Origin of the sequence: Cupriavidus oxalaticus (genome assembly GCF_004768545.1) — a bacterium.
Lineage (GTDB): Bacteria > Pseudomonadota > Gammaproteobacteria > Burkholderiales > Burkholderiaceae > Cupriavidus > Cupriavidus oxalaticus_A.
Map to the genome: position 1 here is coordinate 1,029,335 of NZ_CP038634.1, position 20,537 is coordinate 1,049,871.

Sequence of the window (20,537 nt, forward strand, 5' to 3'; positions counted from 1 at the left end):
AGGGTGGCCGCGCGTGTGGCGCATGGCTGTCAGGCGCGGTTGGCAAGTGTGCGGCCAGTATAAGCGGAACACTCCTGCGCTGCTCCGCCCTGTATGCCGCATATGCCACGCCGCCAGCCGATATACTCGCGGTTCGTGCTCCTTCCGGATCCGCCCATGCTGACTACGCTGCTGACACGCATCGTCCGGCTCGCCACGGCCTGGCCCTGGCGGGTCATCATGCTGGCGGCATTGCTGAGCGCTGCGAGCGGCGTCTACGTCGCGCACAACTTCGCGATCAACACCGACATCGGCCGCCTGCTCGAATCGGACGCGCCGTGGGCACAGCGCAATGCCGCCATCAATGCCGCCTTCCCGCAGCGCGGCCAGCTGCTCCTGGCGGTGGTCCAGGCGCCAGCCGCGGAGCTGGCAGATGCCGCCGCCGATGCGCTGGCCGAGGCATTGCGCCGCCAGCCGGCGCGCTTCACCGCCGTCGTCCAGCCTGGCGGGGGAGCGTTCTTCGCACGCAACGGGCTGCTGTTCGCCAGTTCCGACGAAGTCCGCCAGCTGTCGCAGCAACTCGTGCAGGCGCGCCCGCTGGTCAGCGCGCTGGCGCACGACCCCACGCTGCGTGGCCTCTCCGATACCCTCACCACCACGCTGACGCTGCCGTTGCAGTTGGGCCAGGTCAAGCTTGGCGACATGGCCAAGCTGCTCGGCAGCAGCGCACAGGCACTGGACCAGGTGCTGGCCGGCAGGCCCGCGGCGCTGTCGTGGGCCGGACTGGTCGAAGACAGCCTCAAGCCCGGCCCCGGCGGCCATGCCTACAGCTACGTCGCCGTGAGCCCGGTGCTCGACTACAGCGACCTGCAGGCCGGCGCCGCGGCCTCGCGCGCGATCCGGCAGGCGGCCGCCGACCTGCAGCTGGCGCAGCGCTACCAGGCGACGGTGCGGCTGACCGGCCCGCAGGCGCTCGCCGACGATGAATTTGCCTCGGTCAGCGACGGCGCCGCGCTCAACGGCGTGCTGACCGTACTGGTGGTGGTGCTGATCCTGTGGCTGGCGCTGCGTTCGGCGCGGCTGATCGTGGCCGTGCTGGCAAGCCTGTTCGCCGGGCTGGTGATCACTGCGGCGCTGGGACTGGCCATGGTGGGCGCGCTGAACATGATCTCGGTGGCGTTCGCGGTGCTGTTCGTCGGCCTCGGCGTGGACTTCGGCATCCAGTTCGGGGTGCGCTACCGCGCCGAGCGCCATGACCGCGACCACGCGGTCGAGGCGCTGGGAATGGCCGCGCACGCGGTCGGCGCGCCGCTTGCGCTGGCCGCGGCCGCGACCGCGGCGGCGTTCTTCTGCTTCCTGCCGACCGATTACCGCGGCGTGGCCGAGCTGGGCCTGATCGCCGGCGTCGGCATGATGATCGCGTTCGCCACCACCTTCACGCTGCTGCCGGCGCTGGTCTGCGTGCTGCGGCCCGGCGGCGAAGCCGAGGCGCCCGGCTTTGCCTGGCTGGCGCCGGCGGACCTGTTCTTCGAGCGCTACCGCAAGCCGGTGCTGCTGGTGACGCTGCTGGCCATCCTCGCCGGCGCGCCGCTGCTGCCGGGCCTGCGTTTCGATTTCGATCCGCTGCACCTGAAGGACCCGCAGTCCGAATCGATGGCGACGCTGCTGGCGCTGAAGGACGCGCCGCAGGCCGGCACCGAAAACGTGAGCGTGCTGGCGCCGTCGCTGCAGGCGGCGCGCGACAGCGCCGCCCGGCTCGCGGCCCTGCCCGAGGTGGCGCGCGCTGTCACGCTGCAGAGCTTTATCCCGGAAGACCAGCCGCCCAAGCTGCAGGCGATCGCGCAGGCGTCGGCCGCGCTGATGCCGGCGCTCACGCAGCCCACCGCCACGCCCGCGAACGACACCGCCCGCGTCAATGCGCTGCGCAACGCGGCGCGCCAGCTCGCCATCGCCGCCGACGAGCATCCCGGCCCCGGCGCGGCCGAAGCGGCGCACCTGTCGGCCACGCTGAAGAAACTCGCCGGCGCCAACGCGGCCACGCGCGACCGCGCCGAGCGCGCGATCGCGCTGCCGCTGCAGCTGGCGCTGGCCCGGCTCAGGCTCGCGCTCAGCCCGCGCCCGGTCAGCCGCGAGACACTGCCGCCTGAACTGGTGCGCGACTGGGTCACGCCCGATGGCCGCGCGCTGGTCAGCATCAGCCCGAAGTTGCCGCCGGCCGGCAGCGCGCAGCGAGAGGCCGCGCTGGACCGCTTTATCGCCGCGGTGCAGCGCGCCGAGCCTGCCGCCACCGGCGGGCCCATCGCCGTGCGCGGCTCGGCCAACACCATCATGACGGCATTCGGGCAGGCCGGCGCCTGGGCGGTGCTGTCGATCACGCTGCTGCTGTGGATCACGCTGCGCCGCTTCGGCGACGTGCTGCGCACGCTGGTGCCGCTGCTGGTGTCGGCCATCGTCACGCTGGAGCTGTGCGTGCTGTTCGGCATTGCGCTGAACTTTGCCAACGTGATCGCGCTGCCGCTGCTGCTGGGCATCGGCGTGGCCTTCAAGATCTATTACGTGATCGCCTGGCGGCACGGCAAGACCAAGCTGCTGCAATCGAGCCTGACGCATGCGGTGCTGTACAGCGCCGCCACCACCGCCACCGCCTTCGGCAGCCTGTGGCTGTCGCACCATCCCGGCACCGCCAGCATGGGCAAGCTGCTGGCGCTGGCACTGGTATGCACGCTGGTGGGCGCGGTGTTCTTCCAGCCGATCCTGATGGGCCGCCCGCGCGAAGAGGCGCAGCCCGGCCACGACAAAACCGCCGCGCCTTCGCCCTGAGCCGTCCCGACTTCCCGCACCTTTTTCGTACGATGCCTTTCCGCACCCGCCCGCGCGCGCCTGCCATTTCCCTTGCCGCCATCGCCGCCGCGGCCCTGCTCGCCGGCTGCGCCACCGGCCCGCAGGCCAACCCCGACGATCCGCTCGAACCGATGAACCGCGCCGTGTTCAAGGTCAACGACAAGCTCGACCAGTACGTGGCCAAGCCGGTCGCGCAGGGCTACAAGGCGGTCACGCCGGAGCCCGTTCGCACCGCCGTCACCAACTTCTTCTCGAATCTCGCCGACGTCGGCAACTTTGCCAACAACCTGCTGCAGGGCAAGGGCGTGGCGGCGGCCGAAAGCTTTATGCGGGTCGCGGTCAATTCCGTGCTCGGGCTGGGCGGGCTGATCGATATCGCCACGCCGGCCGGGCTGGAAAAGCGTTCGCAGGATTTCGGCCTGACGCTGGGCACGTGGGGCGTGCCGTCGGGGCCCTACCTGGTGCTGCCGTTGTTCGGTCCGAGTTCGTTCCGCGACGGCGTGGGCCTGTATGTGAATTTCCAGTTCGATCCCATCACCTATGCCGAACCGGCGGTACGGAATTCGCTGTTTGCCGCCAACGTGGTCGACGTGCGCACCAACCTGCTGGGCGCGACCGACCTGCTGTCGCTGGCGGCGCTGGACAAGTATGCGTTCGTGCGTGACGCGTACCTGCAGCGCAGGCGCTACCTGCTGGGGGAAAACACGGCGCTGCCCGACTATGGCGACGAGGACGACCTGGACAACGCGGACAACGCGAGCGGCAAGGGCGACAACCAGGACAACAAGGACAGCAAGGACAGCAAGCCTGCCGCGCCGGCCGCTGCGCCGACGCCGACGCAGCCGGTGGCGCCGCGCTGAGGCGGCGCCTGCGCCCGGATCAGCTGCCGATACCGAGCAGCACCACCTCGAACGTCAGCGTCGCGTTCGGCGGAATCGTGCCCGGCACGCCGCGCGCGCCATAGGCGGTCGAGGCCGGGCAGGTCAATTTGGCCTTGCCGCCCACCTGCATCGCCTGCACGCCTTCGGTCCAGCACGGGATCACGCGGTTGAGCGGGAACGAAATCGGCTGGCCGCGCTTGTACGAGCTGTCGAACTCGGTGCCGTCGGCGAGCGTGCCGCGGTAGTGGACCTGTACCGTGTCGGTGTCCTTGGGCGAGGGGCCGGTGCCCTTGACCAGGTGCTGGATGGTCATGCCCGAAGGCAGCGCCTGCGGCGCCGCGGGGGCGGCGGGGGCGGCCGGGGTGGATGCAGCCGGCCCCGCCGCCATGGCAGAGGCAGCGGCGCAGGCCAGAGTCAGGGATCCGACAAAAAGCGCGAGAGTTTTCATGGGAAAGGCCATCGTGTTGTCGTGATTGGGATGCGGCAGTGTAACTTAGGCGGGCATCCCCTCGGCGCGCCAGCGCCCGATGGCGCACAGGCGGGTTGCGCCATGCGGCGTATGCGGCGTATGCGCCGGATTGCGACACAGGGCCCGTTGCATGCCCCGTTTTGCGGTCTACGATGATTCTGACAGTCCCGGCGCGGCCGGGCCGCACGGAGGATGCCATGGCATTGACGGACTCAAGGGATCTCGCGGTCACCACCCAAAACGCCCGCTCGGTCGAGCTGTACGAGACGGCATTGCGACTGCTGAACGGCTACTACGGCGACCCGCTCGGCGTCATCGACGCCGCGCTCGACGCCGATCCCGGCTTCGCCATGGGCCATGCCTTGCGCGCCGGCCTGATGCTGACCGCCGGCGACGGCACCGCCGAGCCCATGCTGCGCGACAGCGTGGAAGCCGGCGAGGCGCTGGGCGGGCTGAACGAGCGCGAGCAGCGCCACCTGGCCGCGGCGCGCGCGTGGCTGGACGGCGAGTTTGAGCGCTCGCTGCGGCTGTACGGCGATATCGTGGTCGACTATCCGCGCGACCTGCTGGCGATCCAGGTGGCGCACCTGGGCGACTTCCTGCTGGGGCAGTCGTCGATGCTGCGCGACCGCATCTCGCAGGTGCTCCCGCACTGGGACGAAGGCATGCCGGGCTACGGCTACCTGCTCGGCATGCATGCGTTCGGGCTGGAAGAAACCCAGCTCTACGGCCGCGCCGAGGAAAGCGGCCGGCGCGCGCTGGAACTGAACCCGCGCGACCCGTGGGCGGTGCACGCGGTGGCGCACGTGATGGAGATGCAGGGGCGGCTCGACGACGGCATCGCCTGGCTGAATGCACGCCGCGACGACTGGTCCGAGGACAACATGCTGGCCGTGCACAACTGGTGGCACCTGGCATTGTTCCAGCTCGAAGCGGGCAACACCGACGACGTGCTGGCACTGTACGACCACGAGATCAGCCGCCCGGCGCCGGCGATCGCGCTGGACCTGGTGGATGCCTCCGCGCTGCTGTGGCGGCTGCGCCTGCGTGGCGTCGACGTAGGCACGCGCTGGCAGCCCGTGGCGGACGACTGGCTGGGCCGCGGCGCGGCCGGATACTACGCCTTCAACGACGTCCACGCCGTGATGGCGAGCCTGGGCGCGCACCGGCCGGCGGCCGTCGACCAGTTGCGGGCCGCGCTCGAGCGCGCCGCGCTGGGCAACGGCACCAACGCCATGATGGCGCGTGACGTGGGACTCCCCGTTGCCGATGCGCTGATCGCGTTCGAGCAGGGCGACTACACCGGGGCGATCGACCTGCTGCTGCCGGTGCGGCTGATCGCCCATCGCTTCGGCGGCAGCCATGCGCAGCGCGACGTGATCGGCCTGACGCTGCTCGAGTCGGCACTGCGTGCCGGCCGCCGCAACCTGGCGATTGCGCTGACTGCCGAGCGTGCCGCGCTCAGGCCCGTGAGCCCGAGCCTGCACCGGCTGGTGCAGCGCGCGGACAGCTGCCGGCCATGATGTGGCCCCATAAAGCGGACCCGCGAGGCGGCCCAGCGCCGCCTATACTGCACCTGACCGCACCTGGCCGCACCCGAGCGCCCCCGACCCAGCACCTGACCGGAGACCGCCCCATGCCGAACCGCTTCCGCTCGCTGATGCTCGCCGCCAGCGCCACGCTGGCGCTGGCCGCTGTACCCGCCCTGGCCCACCACGGCTGGTCGACCTACGACGAGACCAAGCCCCTGACGCTGACCGGCAAGATCGTCGAGAGCCACTACGAGAACCCGCACGCGCATATCCGCATCGATGCGGGCGGCAAGCGCTGGCTGGCGATCCTTGCGCCGGTGTCGCGCATGGAAGCGCGCGGCGCCACCGCCGACAAGGTCGCCGTGGGCCGCGAGGTCACGCTGGTCGGCTACGCCAGCAAGGACAAGGCCGACGAGCTGCGCGCCGAGCGCATCACCGTGGACGGCAAGACCGTCGAGCTGCGCTGAGCCGCCACGCGCGCCATGGCGGCACTGCTGGCGCAATGGAGCGAATGGGCCGCCGGGCTGGCACGGCTGCCGTTCGCTGCCGCGTTGCGCTCCTCCCCGTGGGCCTACCCGGCGGTGGAAATCGTCCATCTCGCCGGCATGGCGCTGCTGTTCGGCTCCATCGTCGTGGTTGACATGCGCCTGGCCGGGCTCGGGCGCCGGCTGCCGGTCAGCCTGCTGCTGCGCCATGCACTGCCGTTCACGGTAGCGGCCTTTATCGCCGTCGCCGCCAGCGGCGTGCTGCTGTTCATGGCGCACGCGGACGAGCTGGCCACCAATCCCGCCTTCCTGGCCAAGCTGTGCCTGGTCGCGCTGGCGCTGCTCAACGTCGCGTGGTTCCACACCGTGCCGTACCGGCGGCTGCATGACAGCCGGCTCGGCTGGGACGTTGAGCGCGCGCCGCCGGCCGGCGCGCGCATCAGTGCCATCGTGTCGGTGGTGATGTGGGTGCTGGTGATCTGTGCCGGACGCCTGATCGCCTACGTCTGAGGGGACGCACCGCGCGCCGGCTGAATCAGCTCATTGCGGGCGACAGCGTGCCCAGAGCCGCGACCAGCGCCAGCACCGCCGTGCCCGCAGCCGCTTCCAGCGCCACGCTGCGCCGCAGCGCGCGCGCCGCCATGGCGGCCTGGCCCGTGCGCAAGGCCTGCGCCAGCCGCGGGGCGTGGCGGAAGCGGTTGGCCGCGGCCAGCGCCAGCATCGCCATGAACAACGCGAGCTTGGCGGCCAGCAAGCCACCGTATGCGGTGGCCGAGAAGTCCGGCAGCGCGGCACCGACGATGAAGCCGTAGTTCAGTACGCCGGTCAGCACCAGCGTGACGACAATGCCGGTGCCGAGTCGGGCGAAGCCGTTGGCCGTGCGGCTGAGCAGCGACAGCGCGGCGGGATCGGATCCGGGCCGTGCCCGCGACAGCAGCACGAAGGCGGCCAGCGCACCAGCCCACGCACCCGCGGCAAGCAAGTGCGCCGCATCGGCGGCCAGGTGCACATAATGGCCAATCCCCTCGCTCATCGCGCCGTGGCCGGCCCAGGGCTGCGCTGCCAGCGCCACCGCCGACAGCGTCGCCAGCGATACGGCCTGCGCCACGGGCCGCGCGCGCAGCACCAGCACGGCGGGCAGGCACAGCACCAGCGCTGCCACGCGCACCGACCAGGCGAGGCCGTACGCCGTGCCGGTCAGGATCATGGCGAAGACCTCGCGGTCCAATGCGGCATACGACGCCGCGCCGCTCATCGTCCTGGCCATCACCACCAGCCCGGCCAGCGACAGCACGATGCCGGCCAGTGCGCAACCGAGCGCAATGACACGGCACTGCGTGGCGAAGCGCGCACCGTGTTCATCGCGCCGCAGCGCAGCCAGGCAGAACAGCGGCAGGCCGAACGCCAGGCCCAGGACGACATAGAGCGCCAGGCGCAGCACCACGGCGAGCCAGTCCATCGCTCGCGATCACTTGACGGTGAAGGAGAAATTGCCGGTGACGGGATGCGTGTCGGCCGACACGGCGCGCCATTCGACACGGTAGCTGCCCGCGGGCAGCGGCTGCGCCGGCGTGATCACCATGGCCTTGGGGTCGCTGCTGGCGGACACCCTGACGGCCATCTTCATCGGCGCATGGCTGGCCATGCCGGGCATGCCGGTCATCACCAGGTTGGCGCCGGAAAACTGCGTGACGAGGTCTTCCGAGAAGGTCAGCTCGATCTTCTGCGGCGCGGCCACCTCGGCCTTGTCGGCGGGCGAGGACGTGACCAGCCTCGGATGGGCAAGGGCTGCGCTGCTGGCCAGCGCGGCGGCCGCGGCGGCCGCGGCGGCAATGGTGGCGATCAGGGGGCGCTTGATTCGCATGGCTGTGCTCCGTATTGGTAGTAAGAAAGAAAAATGGCGGCCGCTCAGAACCACATGCGCACGCCGGCCACGAAGCGCGTCTCGCCGGCGCGGCCGCCGGAGGTACGGATCATGTCCGCCGTGTTGCCGAAGGCCTGGTAGCGCTCGACGCCGATATACGGCGCGAACTGCCGGCTGATCTCATAGCGCAGGCGCACGCCCACGGTGCCGCTGGACAGGCCGCTGCCGATGCCGGTCTCGGGGTCGTTCTTGCCGTACAGGTTCGCTTCGATGCGCGGCTGCAGGATCAGGCGCTGCGTCAGCAGCAACTCGTACTCGGCGGCAAGCCGCAACGCGGTGCGGCCGCTGGTGCCGAGGTAGGCGGTGGCGTCGACCTCGAACCAGTACGGCGCCAGCCCCTGGATGCCGAATGCCAGCCAGTTGCGCGCGGGCCGGCCGCTGCCGGCATCGTTGCGCAGGCCCAGCTGGGTATCCCAGTAGGTGGCCACGGCATGGCCCCACAGCAGTTCGGTGCGGGCGTCATGCATCTTTCCCTTGGCGGCCTCGCCTTCGGCCTTCAGCACGAGCTTGTCGTAGCTGTTGCCGAACCACGCCTGCGCCTCGTAGGCCGCGGCGTTTTCGCCGCTGGCGTGCGCCCACTCCAGTCGGTCGACCAGCACGGAAGCGAACAGGTGCTCGTCGGCCATCACCAGCTGGCGCTTGTCGCCCAGCGCGTACTTGCCGACGCCGAGCTGGTAGCCGCCGGAATACGCGTTCGGATCGCGCGCATCGGGCGGGGCGCTGCCGCCCTGCATCTTCATGTCGCCGTGATCCATCGCGCCGGATTGCTGCATCGGCTGCATGGGTTCCATGGGCTGCATCGGTTCCATGGGCTGCATCGGTTCCATGTCTTGCGTCGGGGAGGTGTCCTGCGCCGGCACACCATGGCCCTGGTGGCCCGCGTGCGGATCCTGCGCCGACGCGGCGCCCATCGCGGCCAATGCCAGCACGGCGGCCACGACATGGGTGGCTGGCCTGGCCAGCGAACGGGAAGCCTTCTTCATTGCCGTCATCACGCCACCACCACTTCGCGGAACATGCCCGCATCCATATGCATCATCAGGTGGCAATGCCAGGCCCAGCGTCCCAGCGCATCGGCGGTGACGAGGAAGCTGATGCGCTGTGCCGGCTGCACGGGGATGGTGTGGCGCCGCGCCTGGAAGCTGCCGTCCGGCGCTTCCAGTTCGCTCCACATGCCGTGCAGGTGCATCGGGTGAGTCATCATGGTGTCGTTGTGCAGGATAACGCGCAGCCGTTCTCCGTGCTTGAAATAGATCGGCGTCGACTTGCCGAACTCCACGCCGTCGAACGACCACGTGTAGCGTTCCATGTTGCCGGTCAGGTGCAGTTCGACTTCGCGGCCCGGGCCGCGCGGATCCATCGGTCCGCCGATGGTGTGCTGGTCGGCCAGCGTCAGCACGCGCCGGCCGTTGTTGCGCAGGCCGATGCCGGGATCGTCGAGATTGGTGCGTGCCGTGTCGACGCGCATGTCGGTGCCGGCGCCATACTCGGTGCGGGCGTGGCGCGCGGCCTTGCTCGGCACCTTGAGCGACGCCTCGGCCGGCATCGCCGCCATGCCGTGCTGGCTGTGGTCCATGCCGTGCTGGCTGTGGTCCATGCCCGGCATCGCGCCATGGTTCATCGCGGCCATGCCATGCATGCTGCCGTGGTCCATGCCATGCGCGCCACCATGACCCATGCCACCCATGTCGCCCATCATGTCCGCCATGGTCAGCCACTCCGGCTTGTCCAGCGCGGGCACGGGCGCCGACAGTCCTTCGCGCACGGCCAGCGTGCCGCGCGCATACCCGGTGCGGTCGATCGACTGCGCGAAGATGGTGTAGGCGTCGTCCTGCGGCGCGACCACGACGTCGCAGGTCTCGCCCGGGCCGAAGCGGAATTCGTCGACGGTGACCGGCTCCAGGTCCTGCCCGTCGGCCTGCACCACGCGCAGCTTCAGGCCGGGAATGCGCACGTCATAGAAGGTATTGCCCGAGCCGTTGATAAAGCGCAGCCGCACGGTTTCGCCGCGGCGGAACAGCCCGGTCCAGTTGCCGGCAGGCGTGACGCCATTGGTCAGGTAGGTCAGCGTGGCGCCGGACAGGTCCGCGAGATCGGTCGGGCTCATCCGCATCTGGTTCCACATGCGGCGCTTGTCCAGCGCCTGCTTCATCCCGTCGCGTGCCGCGTCGCGGAAGAAGTCGACGGCGGTCGGCTGGTTGTAGTTGTAGTAGTCGCTCTGCACCTTCAGCTTGGTCAGCACCCGCATCGGGTCTTCGTCGGTCCAGTCGGACAGCAGTACGGTGTGGTCGCGGTCGGCATGTCCGTGCTCGCGGCCCGCTGCCGGGTCGATGACGATGCCGCCGTAGACGCCTGTCATCTCCTGGAAACCGGAGTGCGAGTGGTACCAGTAGCTGCCCTGCTGAGCCACCTTGAAGCGGTAGGTGAAGGTCTCGCCCGGGGCAATGCCGGCAAAGCTGATGCCCGGCACGCCGTCCATCCCGAACGGCAGGATGATGCCGTGCCAGTGGATCGAGGTCGCCTCGCGCAGCCGGTTGGTGACGCGGATGGTGACGGTGTCGCCCTCGCGCCAGCGCAGCGTCGGGCCCGGCAGCATGCCGTTGATGGTGGTCGCCACCATCGGCTTGCCGGTGAAGTTGACCAGCGACTCGCCGATCACGAGGTCGAATTCGGTGCCGCGCAGCACCGGCGCGGTTCCCGCCGCGGCGGCAGCGGTGGCGCGGTGGGGCGTGCCGGCCAGCGCGCTGGCGCCGCCAAGCCCCGCCAGCCCGGCGACCACGCCGCCGGCCACCAGTCCCTGGACGAAGCGGCGGCGTGGCAGGTCGGGAGGCGTGGGCAGCAAGAGGCCCGTAGGTCGGTGGCGTCGCATGGCTTCACTTTGTTGATCAAGGCAAGCCAAGCGTAGCTAGCGCCACCCTACCCTCGCCTGACCGGAACATGACAATCCGGTAATCTTCCGGTCATGTTCTCGCGCGCCGCGCGCGCGTACAGTTGCCGCAACCATTGATTGCAAGGAATCCAGGGCCAATGAAGCTTCTCGTAGTGGAAGACGAGTCCAAGACCGGGGAGTACCTGCGCCAGGGCCTGACGGAAGCGGGCTTTGTCGTCGACCTGGTGCACAACGGCCTGGACGGCCAGCACCTGGCCATGACCGAGCCCTACGACCTTGTCATCCTCGACGTGATGCTGCCGGACATGGACGGCTGGCGCATCGTACAGGCGCTGCGCGCCGCCGAAAACGCCGTGCCGGTGCTGTTCCTGACCGCTCGCGACAGCGTGGCGGACCGCGTCAAGGGACTGGAGCTGGGCGCCGACGACTACCTGGTCAAGCCCTTCGCTTTCTCCGAACTGCTGGCGCGCGTACGCACCCTGCTGCGGCGCGGCGCCGCGCATATGGCGCTCGACCGGATCCAGGTGGCCGACCTTGTGCTCGACCTGGGCCGCCGGCGCGCCACACGGGCCGGGCGCCGCATCACGCTGACCAGCAAGGAGTTCGCGCTGCTCGAACTGCTGGCGCGCCGCCGCGGCGAAGTGCTGCCGCGCTCGCTGATCGCCTCGCAGGTGTGGGACATGAACTTCGACAGCGACAGCAACGTGATCGACGTGGCCATCCGCCGCCTGCGCGCCAAGATCGACGACGGCTTCGAGCCCCGGCTGATCCAGACCGTGCGCGGCATGGGCTATGTGCTGGAGGCGCCGGACCCGGAGGATGCGGCATGAAGGCCCGGCTGTCGCTGACGGCGCGGCTCACGATCCTGTTTTCGCTGTCGTCGGCGGTGGTGCTGCTGGGGCTGGGCGTGCTGATCTGGCTGGCGATGGACAGCCATTTCGCCGACGAAGACTATGCCGTGCTGGACGACAACGTGCGCCTGGTCCGCAAGATCGCGGCCGAAGGCCCGATGGCGTCGCTGCCGCAGCGGCTGGGGCAGGCGCTGGAGCACCATCCCGGCTTCGTCGCCGAGGTGCGCAACGCGGATGGCCAACGCGTGTACGCCACGCATGGCTTCGATTTCGGCCCCGCGCAGGCCGTTGCCACGGCAGCGCAGCGCGATACCTTCGCCTGGGAGCAGAGCGGACAGGCCTACCGCGGCTTGCGCGCCGTGGCGCAGGTGCCGGGTGCCGGCGCGCTGCGCATCGTGGTCGGCATGGACACCGCGCTGCATGCGCACTTCATGCAGGCGTTCCGCAAGTCGCTGGCCTTCTACACCGCGCTGGCCGCGCTGGCCAGCGGGCTGCTGGGCTGGTGGGCGGCCCGCCGCGGGCTGGCGCCGCTGCGCACCATGGCATCGCGCGCACGCACGGTCACCGCGCACAAGCTCGACGAGCGCATGCCGGTGGAAGCGGTGCCGGTGGAAATGGCCGACCTGGCCGCCACGCTCAACGCCATGCTCGCGCGGCTGCAGGACGACTTCAGGCGCCTGTCGGAATTCTCCTCCGACCTGGCGCATGAGTTGCGCACGCCGATCACCAACCTGATGACGCAGACCGACGTGGTGCTGTCGCAGCCGCGCGATGCGGCCAAGTACCGCGAGGTGCTGGCGTCAAACGCCGAGGAGCTGCAGCGGCTCGCGCGCATGGTGTCCGACATGCTGTTCCTGGCCAAGATGGAACACGGCATCACGCTGCCCAGCGCCGAGCCCATCACGCTCGAGCAGGAAGTCGCGGCCCTGTTCGACTTCTACGATGCGCTGGCAGAAGACAAGGGCGTGCAGCTGCGGCAGCACGGCAGCGGCCGCATCACCGGCGACCGGCTGATGGTGCGGCGCGCGCTCAGCAACCTGCTGTCGAACGCGCTGCGGCACGCCGCCGCGGGCAAGCCGATCGTGGTGACGATCGTGCCGCGCGCCAGCGCGCAGGACGGCGCGGACGCAGTGGATATCGTGGTCGAAAACGAAGGCGAAACCATTCCGCCCGAATTCGTGCCGTCGCTGTTCGACCGTTTTTCGCGCGCCGACAAGTCGCGGGCGCGGCCAGAATCGGACGGCACCGGGCTGGGCCTGGCGATCACGCAGGCGATCATGGCCGCGCACGGCGGCGCCATCGCCGCCGAGTCAATCGCGGGCAGGACGCGCTTCGTGCTGACGTTCCGCGCGCGGCGCGAACGGGACACCGTGCGGACTTGACGGCCGGCGGGCTGCACGGCGCGCAAAAAAAACGCCCGAGCCAGTAAGGCCGTTGGGGGAGCTGGCAAGGGCGCAAAAACCGCCGGATGCGGCTCCAGCGGCGGTCCGATGCTACGCAATTCCGCCCTGATCGAATGGCAACAATTGTGTCGGCGGACCCGCGCTTAACCCGCCGGCAATGCGATCCGGAATGTCGCGCCGGCACCTGCCGCGCTCTGCACCGTGACCTTGCCGCCATGCCGCTCGGCCACCGCGCGCACCAGCACCAGGCCCAGCCCCGTGCCGTCCGGCGCGCCCTGCCGGCCCTCGTGCAGGCGCACGAAGGGCTCGAACAGCCGCGCCTGGTCGGCCTCGTCGATGCCGGGGCCGTGGTCCTGCACCGCGATCACGAAATGCTGGTGCGCGTGCGTCAGCGTCACCGCCACCTCGGCACCGTGTGGGCTAAATTTGATCGCGTTGCTGACCACGTTGGCGATGGCCCGCACCAGCAGCGCGGGCTCGCCACGCAGCACGGCGGGCTCGTCGGGCAGGTCGACCTGCAGCGATACGCTGCGGGCATTGGCCAGCGCCCATAGCTGATCGGTGGCATCCAGCACCAGGCCGCCAAGCTCGACCTCGGTAAAGGCGAGCGACTGCGACTCGGCGCGCGCCACGCTGATGAAATCGTCGGCCAGCGTCATGGTGCGGCGCGCGTGGGCGGCGATGCGGTGCAGCACGGCGTGCGCGGCGCGATGGTGGCCGTCGTCGGTGTCGGTGTCGGCGGCGTCATCGGTGTCTGCGATGTCGGCGGCATTGCGGCGGGCGCGGCGCTCGTGCAGCTCGATCAGCGCCAGGATCGATGCCTGCGGCGAGCGCATGTCATGCGACAGGAAGCGCAGCATCTGCTCGCGCTGGCGCTCGGCCACGCGGATCGCCGTGATGTCGGTGACGCTGACGATCAGCCCCGCCACCGCGCCGGATTCTCCGTGCAGCGGCGCGCCGTGCACCAGGTAGCGGCGGTCGCCACGCCCGGCCACCTCGATGCCGCCCTCGGGCACGGGCTCCTGCCCCGGCCGGACCCCGGCATGGCGGTCATGCAGCGCGTGCCAGTACGCCAGCGCCGGCGCGGGCGCCGGGAACAGCGCCTCGATCACGTCGCGGATCGGCGGGCGCGGCTGGCCGGAATCGCCTGCCGCGGCCATGTTCCCGAGCACCGCCGGCGCCAGCGCCACGCAGCGGCGGTTGGCCAGCATCACGCCGCCCGCCAGGTCGCAGATGGCGGTGGCATCGGGCAGGCTTTCCACCCCGTCGGAGAGGAATCGGCGCATGCCGCGCAGCCTGGCGCTCATACCATAGACGGCGCGCATGCGGCTGTCCAGCGTGGCGCCGGTGTAGTGCGGTGCCGGCATCAGTCCCGGCTCGCGCTCCAGCCGCGCCAGTTCGTCGGCCAGGAAGCGCAGCGCCGCTTCCTGGCGGCGCCACGCCCACAGCGGGTAGAACAGCAGGCAGCCCAGCGCCGCCGCGGCCGGGGCGAACCAGAACCGTGCTAACGCCAGCAGCGCCAGCGAGCCGCCCAGCAGGGCCGCCAGCAGCAGCCCGGTGGCGACCAGCGCGCCACGCGGCGGCAAACGCAGCGCGGCCAGCGCCGCCAGCAGCACCGCCAGCAGCGTTCCCGCGAGCTGCCAGCCGCGCGGCACCGCCAGGATGGCGTCGCCGTCGGTCAGCGCCTGCAGCGTATTGGCCAGGATCTCGACGCCGCTCATGCCGCGGCCGTCGCGCGACACCGGGGTGGGCAGCACATCGCCCATGCCGGTGGCCATGGCGCCGACCAGCACCGCCTTGCCGGCAAAGCGCGCGGGATCGACGCGGCCTTCCAGCACGTCGCGCGCCGACACGCGCGCAAAGGTGCCGGGCGGGCCGGCGTAGGGAATGCGCAGGCGGCCGCTGCGCTGCCAGCCGTTGCTTTCGGCGACGCGAGCGGCTTCGTGGCGGTAGCTGTCGAGCGCGCGCGGTGCGCGTCCCGGTTCTGCCAGCATGCCGGCCATCACCGCCGCAAGGTGCGGCACGCCGGCGCCCTCGACCGGCTGCGGCCCTTCGCGCAGCCAGACCTGGCGCGCCACGCCGTCGGTATCGACCACCATGTTGATATGGCCCACCGCGGCGCCCAGCCCCGCCAGCGGATAGCGCACCAGCATGCCGCCGGTGCCGCCGGTGCTCGGTTCGGCCACCACCGGCAGCACCACATTGCCCGCCTGCGCCAGGCTGCGCGCCAGCAGCGCATCGTCCTGCGGATAGCGGGTGTCGCGCTCGGACAGGATCACGTCGACGCCGATCACGCGCGGGCCGCCGGCGGCAATGCGCTCGACCAGTTGCCCCAGCACCGCGCGGCGCCAGGGCCAGCGGCCGATGGCGGTGATGCTGGCGTCGTCGATGGCGACGATGACGATGTCGTCGCGGGCGGGATGGTGCTGGGCGGCGATGGCGGTGTCGTAGGCGGCCAGGTCGGCGCGTTCGGTCCAGCCCTGGCGCGCGGCCAGCAGCACCAGCGCCAGCACCGCCGCGACCAGCACGCACCATTCTGCCAGCGTGCGGCGGCCGAAGGCGCGCCCCGGCGCGATCGGCGCGTCCGGCTCCGGCGCCGCGGCGGGCTCAGTGGAGGCGGATGCGGCCACCGCCAACCGTCCCGCCACCCGCGCCGCCACCTGTCCCGCCACCCGCGCCGATGGCACCGCCATTGCCGTCCATCAGGTAGGTGAAGACCTCGATGCGCTGCGGCGTGGAGAAGGCCGCCGGGTCGGGCGCTGTCCCCGGCGCCGCGCGGGCGACCCGCACGTAGTAGACGCCGGGCGCCGGACGCGGCAGCTCGATGGCGTTGGTTTCGCTGTGCTGGTCCACCAGCAGCGTGGCAAAGCCGGCATCGGCCGACAACTGGACCCGGTAGCCGGTGCCCGCGCCACGGTCGGCGGGCCAGCCGATCTGCAGTGTCTTGCCGTCGTCCTGCATCGACGGCACCGGGCCCGGCGGCTCGACGCGATAGGCGACCGGCGCCGACCAGGGACCGGGCCGGCCCGCGGCGTCGACGCTGCGCACGCGCCACCAGTACTGGCCCGGCGCCTGCGGCTGCGCGCTGGCCGGCTCGGCGGCGGGATGCAGTGCCACCTCGCTGGCGAAGCCGGCATCCGTGGCCACGGCCAGTTCATAGCTGCCGGCGCCGGGCACCGCCGCCCAGGCGAACGCCACCGTCTCGCCATAGCGCACCGCATCGGCGGCTGGCTGCAGCGTGAACGGCGCTGGCGGGTTCAGCCGCACGGCCACCGGCGCCTGCGCGGCAAGGCCGGTCAGCCGGTTGGCGTCGATGGCGCTGACGGCAAGATAGAGCGTGCCTTCCGGCAGGCCCTCCGGACGCGCGCGGGTGTCGGTGGTGGTGCCGCTCCAGGCCAGTTCGGTCAGCGCCGCGTCGCGCGCCACCGTGACACGGTACGCGCTGGCGCCGGGCACCGGCTGCCAGGCGGCGTCGAAGGCCGGGCCCAGCACGGTATCGGCGGGGGGCAGCAACACCGGCGCCGGCAACAGCGCCACCGGCTGCGACAGCCGGCCACGATCGGACACGCCGACGCCGTAGCCGGCGCTCACTTGCGCCGCCGCCGTCATGGCGCGACCGGCGGGTACGGGCCTGGCCTGGCGCGCCGCGCTGATGCCCACGCGGCCTTCCAGCACCTCGCTGCGGCTGCCGGCGGCGTCGGCCGCAACCCGGTAGCTGGTGCCGCGCACGCCCGTGACCATCATCGGCGTATGCAGCTCGAAGCGGCCCACGCCGCTGCCCTCGGGCGCCACGCGGGTATCGGCGCCGCCCTGGTCGATGCGGATCACGGTATCGGTCAGGCCGCTGCGCGCGAACGTACGCAGCCGGCGCACGGCCACCGTGGTATTTGGCGGCAACGTGATGCGGCTGCGATCGGGCAGTTCCAGCGTGACCGAGCCGGCCGCCGGGGTCTCGATCCGTGCCGATTCGTCCAGCGACATGCCCACCTGCACCGCACGGCCGTTGGCGCGCACTTCGCCGTTGACATAGACCACGCGCGCCGACGCGGCCTGCTCGGGGATCTGGCTCAGCGGGATGCGCAGCCGCGAACCGGGCACCAGCCGGTAGGGATCCGCCACGCCGTTGAGCCGCTGCAGCGTGCGCCAGCCATCGGACGAGGCCATGTAGCGCTCGGCCAGCCCGATCAGGGTATCGCCCGGCTCCACCAGGTACAGGAAATCGGCGCCCTCCGCGCCCGCCGGCCCGCCCTGGGCCGGACCCGCCACGCCGGCCAACCAGGCCAGCGCAGCCGTGCCAATCCACTTACGCATCCGCCGCGGCCTCGTCAGCTTCCGCTTCGCCAGCGGAAATTTCCTCAAAGCGATAGCCGTGCGAATACACCGACGTCAGCCGCACGCCGTTTTCGGGGCGCAACGCCAGCTTCAGCCGCAGCCGCGAGATATGGGTATCGAGCGTGCGCGAGCCGGCGCCCATGGCGCGGCCCCAGACCGCCTGCTCCACCACCTCGCGCGCCAGCAGGCGCCCGGTATTGCGGAACAGGAACAGGGCCAGCTCATACTCGCGCGGCGACAGCTGCACGGGCTGGCTGCCGATGGTAATGGCGCGGGTATGGGGATCGACGGTGTAGTTACCGCGCCGGATCAGCTCGACTTCCTGCGCGGCCTCGGGATAGGCGCGGCGCAGCAGCGAGCGCACGCGCGCGACCAGCTCGCCGGCGCGGATGGGCTTGAGCATGTAGTCGTCGGCGCCGACGCTCAGGCCGGCGACGATGTCGGCCTCGCCGGTACGGCTGGTGACAAACAGGATCGGCGGCATGTTGCCGGACTTCTGGCGCACCCAGCTGACCAGTTCATAGCCGCTGGTGCCGGGCAACTGCCAGTCGACCATCAGCAGGTCAAACGCCCGTTCGCGCAGCGCGCGCAGGAAATCGGCGCCATTGGCGAACGATTCGCACTCGAAACCGGCCTCGCCCAAAATCTGCCGGATCAGTTCGGCCTGATCCGGATCGTCCTCCACCGAGGCAATTCTCATCCACTCCCCCCTGCCTACTGCGACTGCCACTGCGACTGCGCGCCGGGCAATACTGACGGCTGCTCTGATATCCACCCTGGCGGGCGCGGCCCATGGTCAATCGCGCGGCAAGCGTGGCCGAAGCAAGCCGGAAGTCGCAATGTTACCTAACAGCGACACCCGCCGTCGAGGCTACCGACGAGGGGCATGCCGCAACATGCCGGGATCGGCCATCGATCCGAGGCGAAAAACCGGCCAATCGCAACGATCGCGGGCGAGCGGGGGCGGCGGACTGGCGGACCGGCGGTGGGAGAGCCCGCGAACACTCAGGCGCGGCATGCAGGGGTTCACCCTATATACGTTGCACGAGAATCGTTCTGCGAAATGGAGCGCTGCGGCATTTCTCCCGCCGGATTTGCCCCAAACTATTGCCGCCCACACCCGAACGGGCAAAAACATCCCCCGAATGTGGTAATGCATTTGAAACAAAGCGAAACAAATGCACCGAAACACGGACCTTCCGCACCAGGAGCCCGCATTCGGCGCGCATTCAAGGTGCACCCGTCTGAAATTCAGTCCAAACCGCGCAGGCAAGCACACTCAGGGAATTCACTGAATCGAATGCGAAGTAGAAGACGTTAATATCTCCTATCGGAACCTCTCATCATGATTAGGCGCTTCGCCTGATTGACACATCGGGAAAATTCGGCAGAATGATTCCCACTTGTGCAGCGCCCTTTGGGGTGTGTCATTTGGTGTGTTGTTCCGTGACGTTTTCGGTTGTCACGACAGCGACATATCGAGGTCATACGGATGCAGCAGCGGAACCAAAACAATCCGTTGCCTGCGTTGCACACGGTGTATAACGAGCGTTTTCGCTCATTTTGAAATCCAAGGTTGAGATAGATATGGAAACCGGTACCGTTAAGTGGTTCAACGACGCCAAGGGCTTCGGCTTCATCACGCCGGACGCAGGCGGCAACGATCTGTTCGCGCACTTCTCCGCAATCGAAGGCTCGGGCTTCAAGTCGTTGAAGGAAGGCCAGAAGGTGCGCTACGTCAAGGCCATGGGCCAGAAGGGCGAGCAAGCCACCAAGATTCAGGCCGTCTGATACCGGTTTAGGACCGGCCCGGTCCCGCGGCGTCTCGCGACGCCGCGCCGGCCAGCAAGCCCCGCAGCTCCGGCGCGGGGCTTTTCTTTTGCGCGCCGGCAATGCGCTGCCGCCTCCCTGCCGCCGGCCAGGGCGCCGCGATGCCAGGGTTGATGTTGCTATAATCGCCCGACCCACAACCACCGCCCGCGCATGGGCGCGCACACCGTTGCGTGCGAAGCGCGGGAAGGTATGCAGCGTGTCGAGGAGTTACGTGGCCGGTACTCAGATCGCAACGCAAGACACCCCCGCCGCCGTGGCCGGCTCCAGCGCGGGAGCCGCCGCCTCTGCCGGCAGTTCCTTCCATGCCGCACTGCGCATCCTGCCGGCGCACCAGCGCCAGGCCATGTTCGAGATCTACGCGTTTTGCCGCGCGGTCGACGACATCGCCGACGGCAACGCTCCGCATGCGGAGCGCCTGGCAGGGCTCGATGCCTGGCGCAGCGACATCGCCGCCTGCTACGCGGGCAGCCCGCCCGCGGCGCTGCAGCCGCTGGCCGTGCAGATCCGCGCCTTCGACCTGCAGCAGCAGGATTTCCTCGCCGTCATCGACGGCATGACCATGGACGTGGTGCAGGACATCCGCGCCCCCGACGCCGCCACCCTCGACCTGTATTGCGACCGCGTGGCGAGCGCGGTGGGGCGGCTGGCGGTGCGCGTGTTCGGCCTGGAAACGTCGTGCGGCATCGCGCTGGCGCACCACCTGGGGCGAGCGCTGCAGCTGACCAACATCCTGCGCGACATCGACGAGGATGCCGCCATCGGCCGCCTCTACCTGCCGGCCGAGGCGCTGGCCGCCGCCGGCATCGATGCCGCGGGCGCCACGCCGCAGGCCGTGGTCGCGCACGCGGCAATCGGCCAGGCTTGCGCGGCGCTGGCCCTGGAAGCGCAGGCGCACTACGACCAGGCCGACGCCATCATGGCGCGCTGCCCGGCACGGCTGGTGCGCTCGCCGCGCATCATGGCCGACGTCTACCACCGCATCCTCGCGCGCCTGCGCATGCAGGGCTGGCGGGCACCGCGCCAGCGCGTGCGCCTGCCGCGCGCGCAGTTGCTCTGGATCATGCTGCGCCACGCCATTGGCTGAGCGCCGCATGCCGTTGCCGGCGATGTAAGCCGA

17 protein-coding genes are annotated in these 20,537 nt (G+C 70.3%); 9 read left to right on the forward strand and 8 right to left on the reverse strand.

The window, feature by feature from the left end; all coding sequences use genetic code 11:
• Positions 1–156: 156 nt before the first annotated feature.
• Both E0W60_RS04460 and E0W60_RS04465 read left to right on the forward strand, forming a co-directional pair.
• The gene (locus E0W60_RS04460; RefSeq protein WP_135703155.1) at positions 157–2,799 is read left to right on the forward strand and encodes an MMPL family transporter; all 2,643 of its coding nucleotides are present in this window, start codon (positions 157–159) and stop codon (positions 2,797–2,799) included.
• Positions 2,800–2,831: 32 nt separating this feature from the next.
• Positions 2,832–3,680 (forward strand): MlaA family lipoprotein, encoded by an 849-nt coding sequence (locus E0W60_RS04465; RefSeq protein WP_135703156.1) that lies wholly within the window; start codon positions 2,832–2,834, stop codon positions 3,678–3,680.
• 19 nt (positions 3,681–3,699) lie between these two features.
• Here the strand turns inward: E0W60_RS04465 and E0W60_RS04470 are convergent, their stop codons facing one another.
• Positions 3,700–4,149, reverse strand: a complete 450-nt coding sequence (locus E0W60_RS04470; RefSeq protein WP_135703157.1) for an FKBP-type peptidyl-prolyl cis-trans isomerase — start codon at positions 4,147–4,149, stop codon at positions 3,700–3,702.
• Positions 4,150–4,367: 218 nt separating this feature from the next.
• Here E0W60_RS04470 and E0W60_RS04475 point away from each other — a divergent pair, with 218 nt between their 5' ends.
• The 3 genes from E0W60_RS04475 (at position 4,368) to E0W60_RS04485 (ending at position 6,697) form a co-directional block, all read left to right on the forward strand.
• Positions 4,368–5,693, forward strand: a complete 1,326-nt coding sequence (locus E0W60_RS04475; protein ID WP_133095867.1) for a tetratricopeptide repeat protein — start codon at positions 4,368–4,370, stop codon at positions 5,691–5,693.
• A gap of 113 nt (positions 5,694–5,806) precedes the next feature.
• The gene (locus E0W60_RS04480; RefSeq protein ID WP_133095868.1) at positions 5,807–6,169 is read left to right on the forward strand and encodes a DUF6152 family protein; all 363 of its coding nucleotides are present in this window, start codon (positions 5,807–5,809) and stop codon (positions 6,167–6,169) included.
• A 15-nt stretch (positions 6,170–6,184) separates the two neighbouring features.
• Positions 6,185–6,697 carry a DUF6644 family protein gene (locus E0W60_RS04485; RefSeq protein WP_133095869.1) on the forward strand — a complete coding sequence of 171 codons (513 nt, stop codon included), beginning with the start codon at positions 6,185–6,187 and terminating at the stop codon, positions 6,695–6,697.
• A 25-nt stretch (positions 6,698–6,722) separates the two neighbouring features.
• On the opposite strand, the gene copD is transcribed toward E0W60_RS04485, so the two are convergent.
• Genes copD through E0W60_RS04505 form a run of 4 tightly spaced genes read right to left on the reverse strand, consistent with a single transcriptional unit; the run spans position 6,723 to position 10,980 of the window.
• Complete coding sequence (copD, locus tag E0W60_RS04490; protein WP_135703158.1) at positions 6,723–7,646, reverse strand: copper homeostasis membrane protein CopD; 924 nt, start codon at positions 7,644–7,646, stop codon at positions 6,723–6,725.
• 9 nt (positions 7,647–7,655) lie between these two features.
• Positions 7,656–8,051, reverse strand: a complete 396-nt coding sequence (gene copC, locus E0W60_RS04495; RefSeq protein ID WP_135703159.1) for a copper homeostasis periplasmic binding protein CopC — start codon at positions 8,049–8,051, stop codon at positions 7,656–7,658.
• A 44-nt stretch (positions 8,052–8,095) separates the two neighbouring features.
• Positions 8,096–9,103 (reverse strand): copper resistance protein B, encoded by a 1,008-nt coding sequence (locus E0W60_RS04500; protein ID WP_431189869.1) that lies wholly within the window; start codon positions 9,101–9,103, stop codon positions 8,096–8,098.
• A complete protein-coding gene (locus tag E0W60_RS04505; protein WP_135703161.1) occupies positions 9,103–10,980 on the reverse strand; it encodes a copper resistance system multicopper oxidase in 1,878 nt (625 codons plus the stop codon). The genes E0W60_RS04500 and E0W60_RS04505 overlap by 1 nt, the downstream gene beginning before the upstream one ends.
• 158 nt (positions 10,981–11,138) lie before the next feature.
• Between E0W60_RS04505 and E0W60_RS04510 the strand changes: the two genes are divergently transcribed.
• Both E0W60_RS04510 and E0W60_RS04515 read left to right on the forward strand, forming a co-directional pair.
• Positions 11,139–11,831: a heavy metal response regulator transcription factor gene (locus tag E0W60_RS04510; protein WP_135703162.1), complete on the forward strand. Its 693-nt coding sequence runs from the start codon at positions 11,139–11,141 to the stop codon at positions 11,829–11,831.
• Entirely contained in the window at positions 11,828–13,234 is a 1,407-nt protein-coding gene (locus E0W60_RS04515; protein ID WP_135703163.1) for a heavy metal sensor histidine kinase, read from the forward strand. The genes E0W60_RS04510 and E0W60_RS04515 overlap by 4 nt, the downstream gene beginning before the upstream one ends.
• Before the next feature lie 164 nt (positions 13,235–13,398).
• Here E0W60_RS04515 and E0W60_RS04520 read toward each other — a convergent pair whose 3' ends face one another.
• The 3 genes from E0W60_RS04520 to E0W60_RS04530 are packed head-to-tail and all read right to left on the reverse strand — an operon-like array spanning position 13,399 to position 18,287.
• A complete protein-coding gene (locus tag E0W60_RS04520) occupies positions 13,399–15,948 on the reverse strand; it encodes a CHASE2 domain-containing protein (RefSeq protein WP_135703164.1) in 2,550 nt (849 codons plus the stop codon).
• Positions 15,863–17,566: a FecR family protein gene (locus tag E0W60_RS04525; protein ID WP_135703165.1), complete on the reverse strand. Its 1,704-nt coding sequence runs from the start codon at positions 17,564–17,566 to the stop codon at positions 15,863–15,865. Before E0W60_RS04525 ends, E0W60_RS04520 begins: the two co-directional genes overlap by 86 nt.
• Positions 17,559–18,287 (reverse strand): response regulator transcription factor, encoded by a 729-nt coding sequence (locus E0W60_RS04530; protein ID WP_135703166.1) that lies wholly within the window; start codon positions 18,285–18,287, stop codon positions 17,559–17,561. Before E0W60_RS04530 ends, E0W60_RS04525 begins: the two co-directional genes overlap by 8 nt.
• Before the next feature lie 887 nt (positions 18,288–19,174).
• Here E0W60_RS04530 and E0W60_RS04535 point away from each other — a divergent pair.
• Both E0W60_RS04535 and hpnD read left to right on the forward strand, forming a co-directional pair.
• A complete protein-coding gene (locus E0W60_RS04535) occupies positions 19,175–19,378 on the forward strand; it encodes a cold-shock protein (protein ID WP_029045406.1) in 204 nt (67 codons plus the stop codon).
• 253 nt (positions 19,379–19,631) lie between these two features.
• Complete coding sequence (gene hpnD / locus E0W60_RS04540) at positions 19,632–20,504, forward strand: presqualene diphosphate synthase HpnD (RefSeq protein ID WP_135703167.1); 873 nt, start codon at positions 19,632–19,634, stop codon at positions 20,502–20,504.
• The last annotated feature ends 33 nt before the right edge of the window (positions 20,505–20,537 follow it).

What these genes read in the sequence shown, in the direction of transcription:
- E0W60_RS04460 (WP_135703155.1), top strand. Translation starts at nt 157, where the DNA reads ATGCTGACTACGCTGCTGACACGCATCGTCCGGCTCGCCACGGCCTGG.
- E0W60_RS04470 (WP_135703157.1), bottom strand. Translation starts at nt 4,149, where the DNA reads ATGAAAACTCTCGCGCTTTTTGTCGGATCCCTGACTCTGGCCTGCGCC.
- copD (WP_135703158.1), bottom strand. Translation starts at nt 7,646, where the DNA reads ATGGACTGGCTCGCCGTGGTGCTGCGCCTGGCGCTCTATGTCGTCCTG.
- E0W60_RS04535 (WP_029045406.1), top strand. Translation starts at nt 19,175, where the DNA reads ATGGAAACCGGTACCGTTAAGTGGTTCAACGACGCCAAGGGCTTCGGC.
- E0W60_RS04520 (WP_135703164.1), bottom strand. Translation starts at nt 15,948, where the DNA reads ATGGCGGTGCCATCGGCGCGGGTGGCGGGACAGGTGGCGGCGCGGGTG.
- E0W60_RS04505 (WP_135703161.1), bottom strand. Translation starts at nt 10,980, where the DNA reads ATGCGACGCCACCGACCTACGGGCCTCTTGCTGCCCACGCCTCCCGAC.
- copC (WP_135703159.1), bottom strand. Translation starts at nt 8,051, where the DNA reads ATGCGAATCAAGCGCCCCCTGATCGCCACCATTGCCGCCGCGGCCGCC.
- E0W60_RS04530 (WP_135703166.1), bottom strand. Translation starts at nt 18,287, where the DNA reads ATGAGAATTGCCTCGGTGGAGGACGATCCGGATCAGGCCGAACTGATC.
- E0W60_RS04515 (WP_135703163.1), top strand. Translation starts at nt 11,828, where the DNA reads ATGAAGGCCCGGCTGTCGCTGACGGCGCGGCTCACGATCCTGTTTTCG.
- E0W60_RS04510 (WP_135703162.1), top strand. Translation starts at nt 11,139, where the DNA reads ATGAAGCTTCTCGTAGTGGAAGACGAGTCCAAGACCGGGGAGTACCTG.
- E0W60_RS04480 (WP_133095868.1), top strand. Translation starts at nt 5,807, where the DNA reads ATGCCGAACCGCTTCCGCTCGCTGATGCTCGCCGCCAGCGCCACGCTG.
- E0W60_RS04485 (WP_133095869.1), top strand. Translation starts at nt 6,185, where the DNA reads ATGGCGGCACTGCTGGCGCAATGGAGCGAATGGGCCGCCGGGCTGGCA.
- E0W60_RS04500 (WP_431189869.1), bottom strand. Translation starts at nt 9,103, where the DNA reads ATGACGGCAATGAAGAAGGCTTCCCGTTCGCTGGCCAGGCCAGCCACC.
- E0W60_RS04525 (WP_135703165.1), bottom strand. Translation starts at nt 17,566, where the DNA reads ATGCGTAAGTGGATTGGCACGGCTGCGCTGGCCTGGTTGGCCGGCGTG.
- E0W60_RS04465 (WP_135703156.1), top strand. Translation starts at nt 2,832, where the DNA reads ATGCCTTTCCGCACCCGCCCGCGCGCGCCTGCCATTTCCCTTGCCGCC.
- E0W60_RS04475 (WP_133095867.1), top strand. Translation starts at nt 4,368, where the DNA reads ATGGCATTGACGGACTCAAGGGATCTCGCGGTCACCACCCAAAACGCC.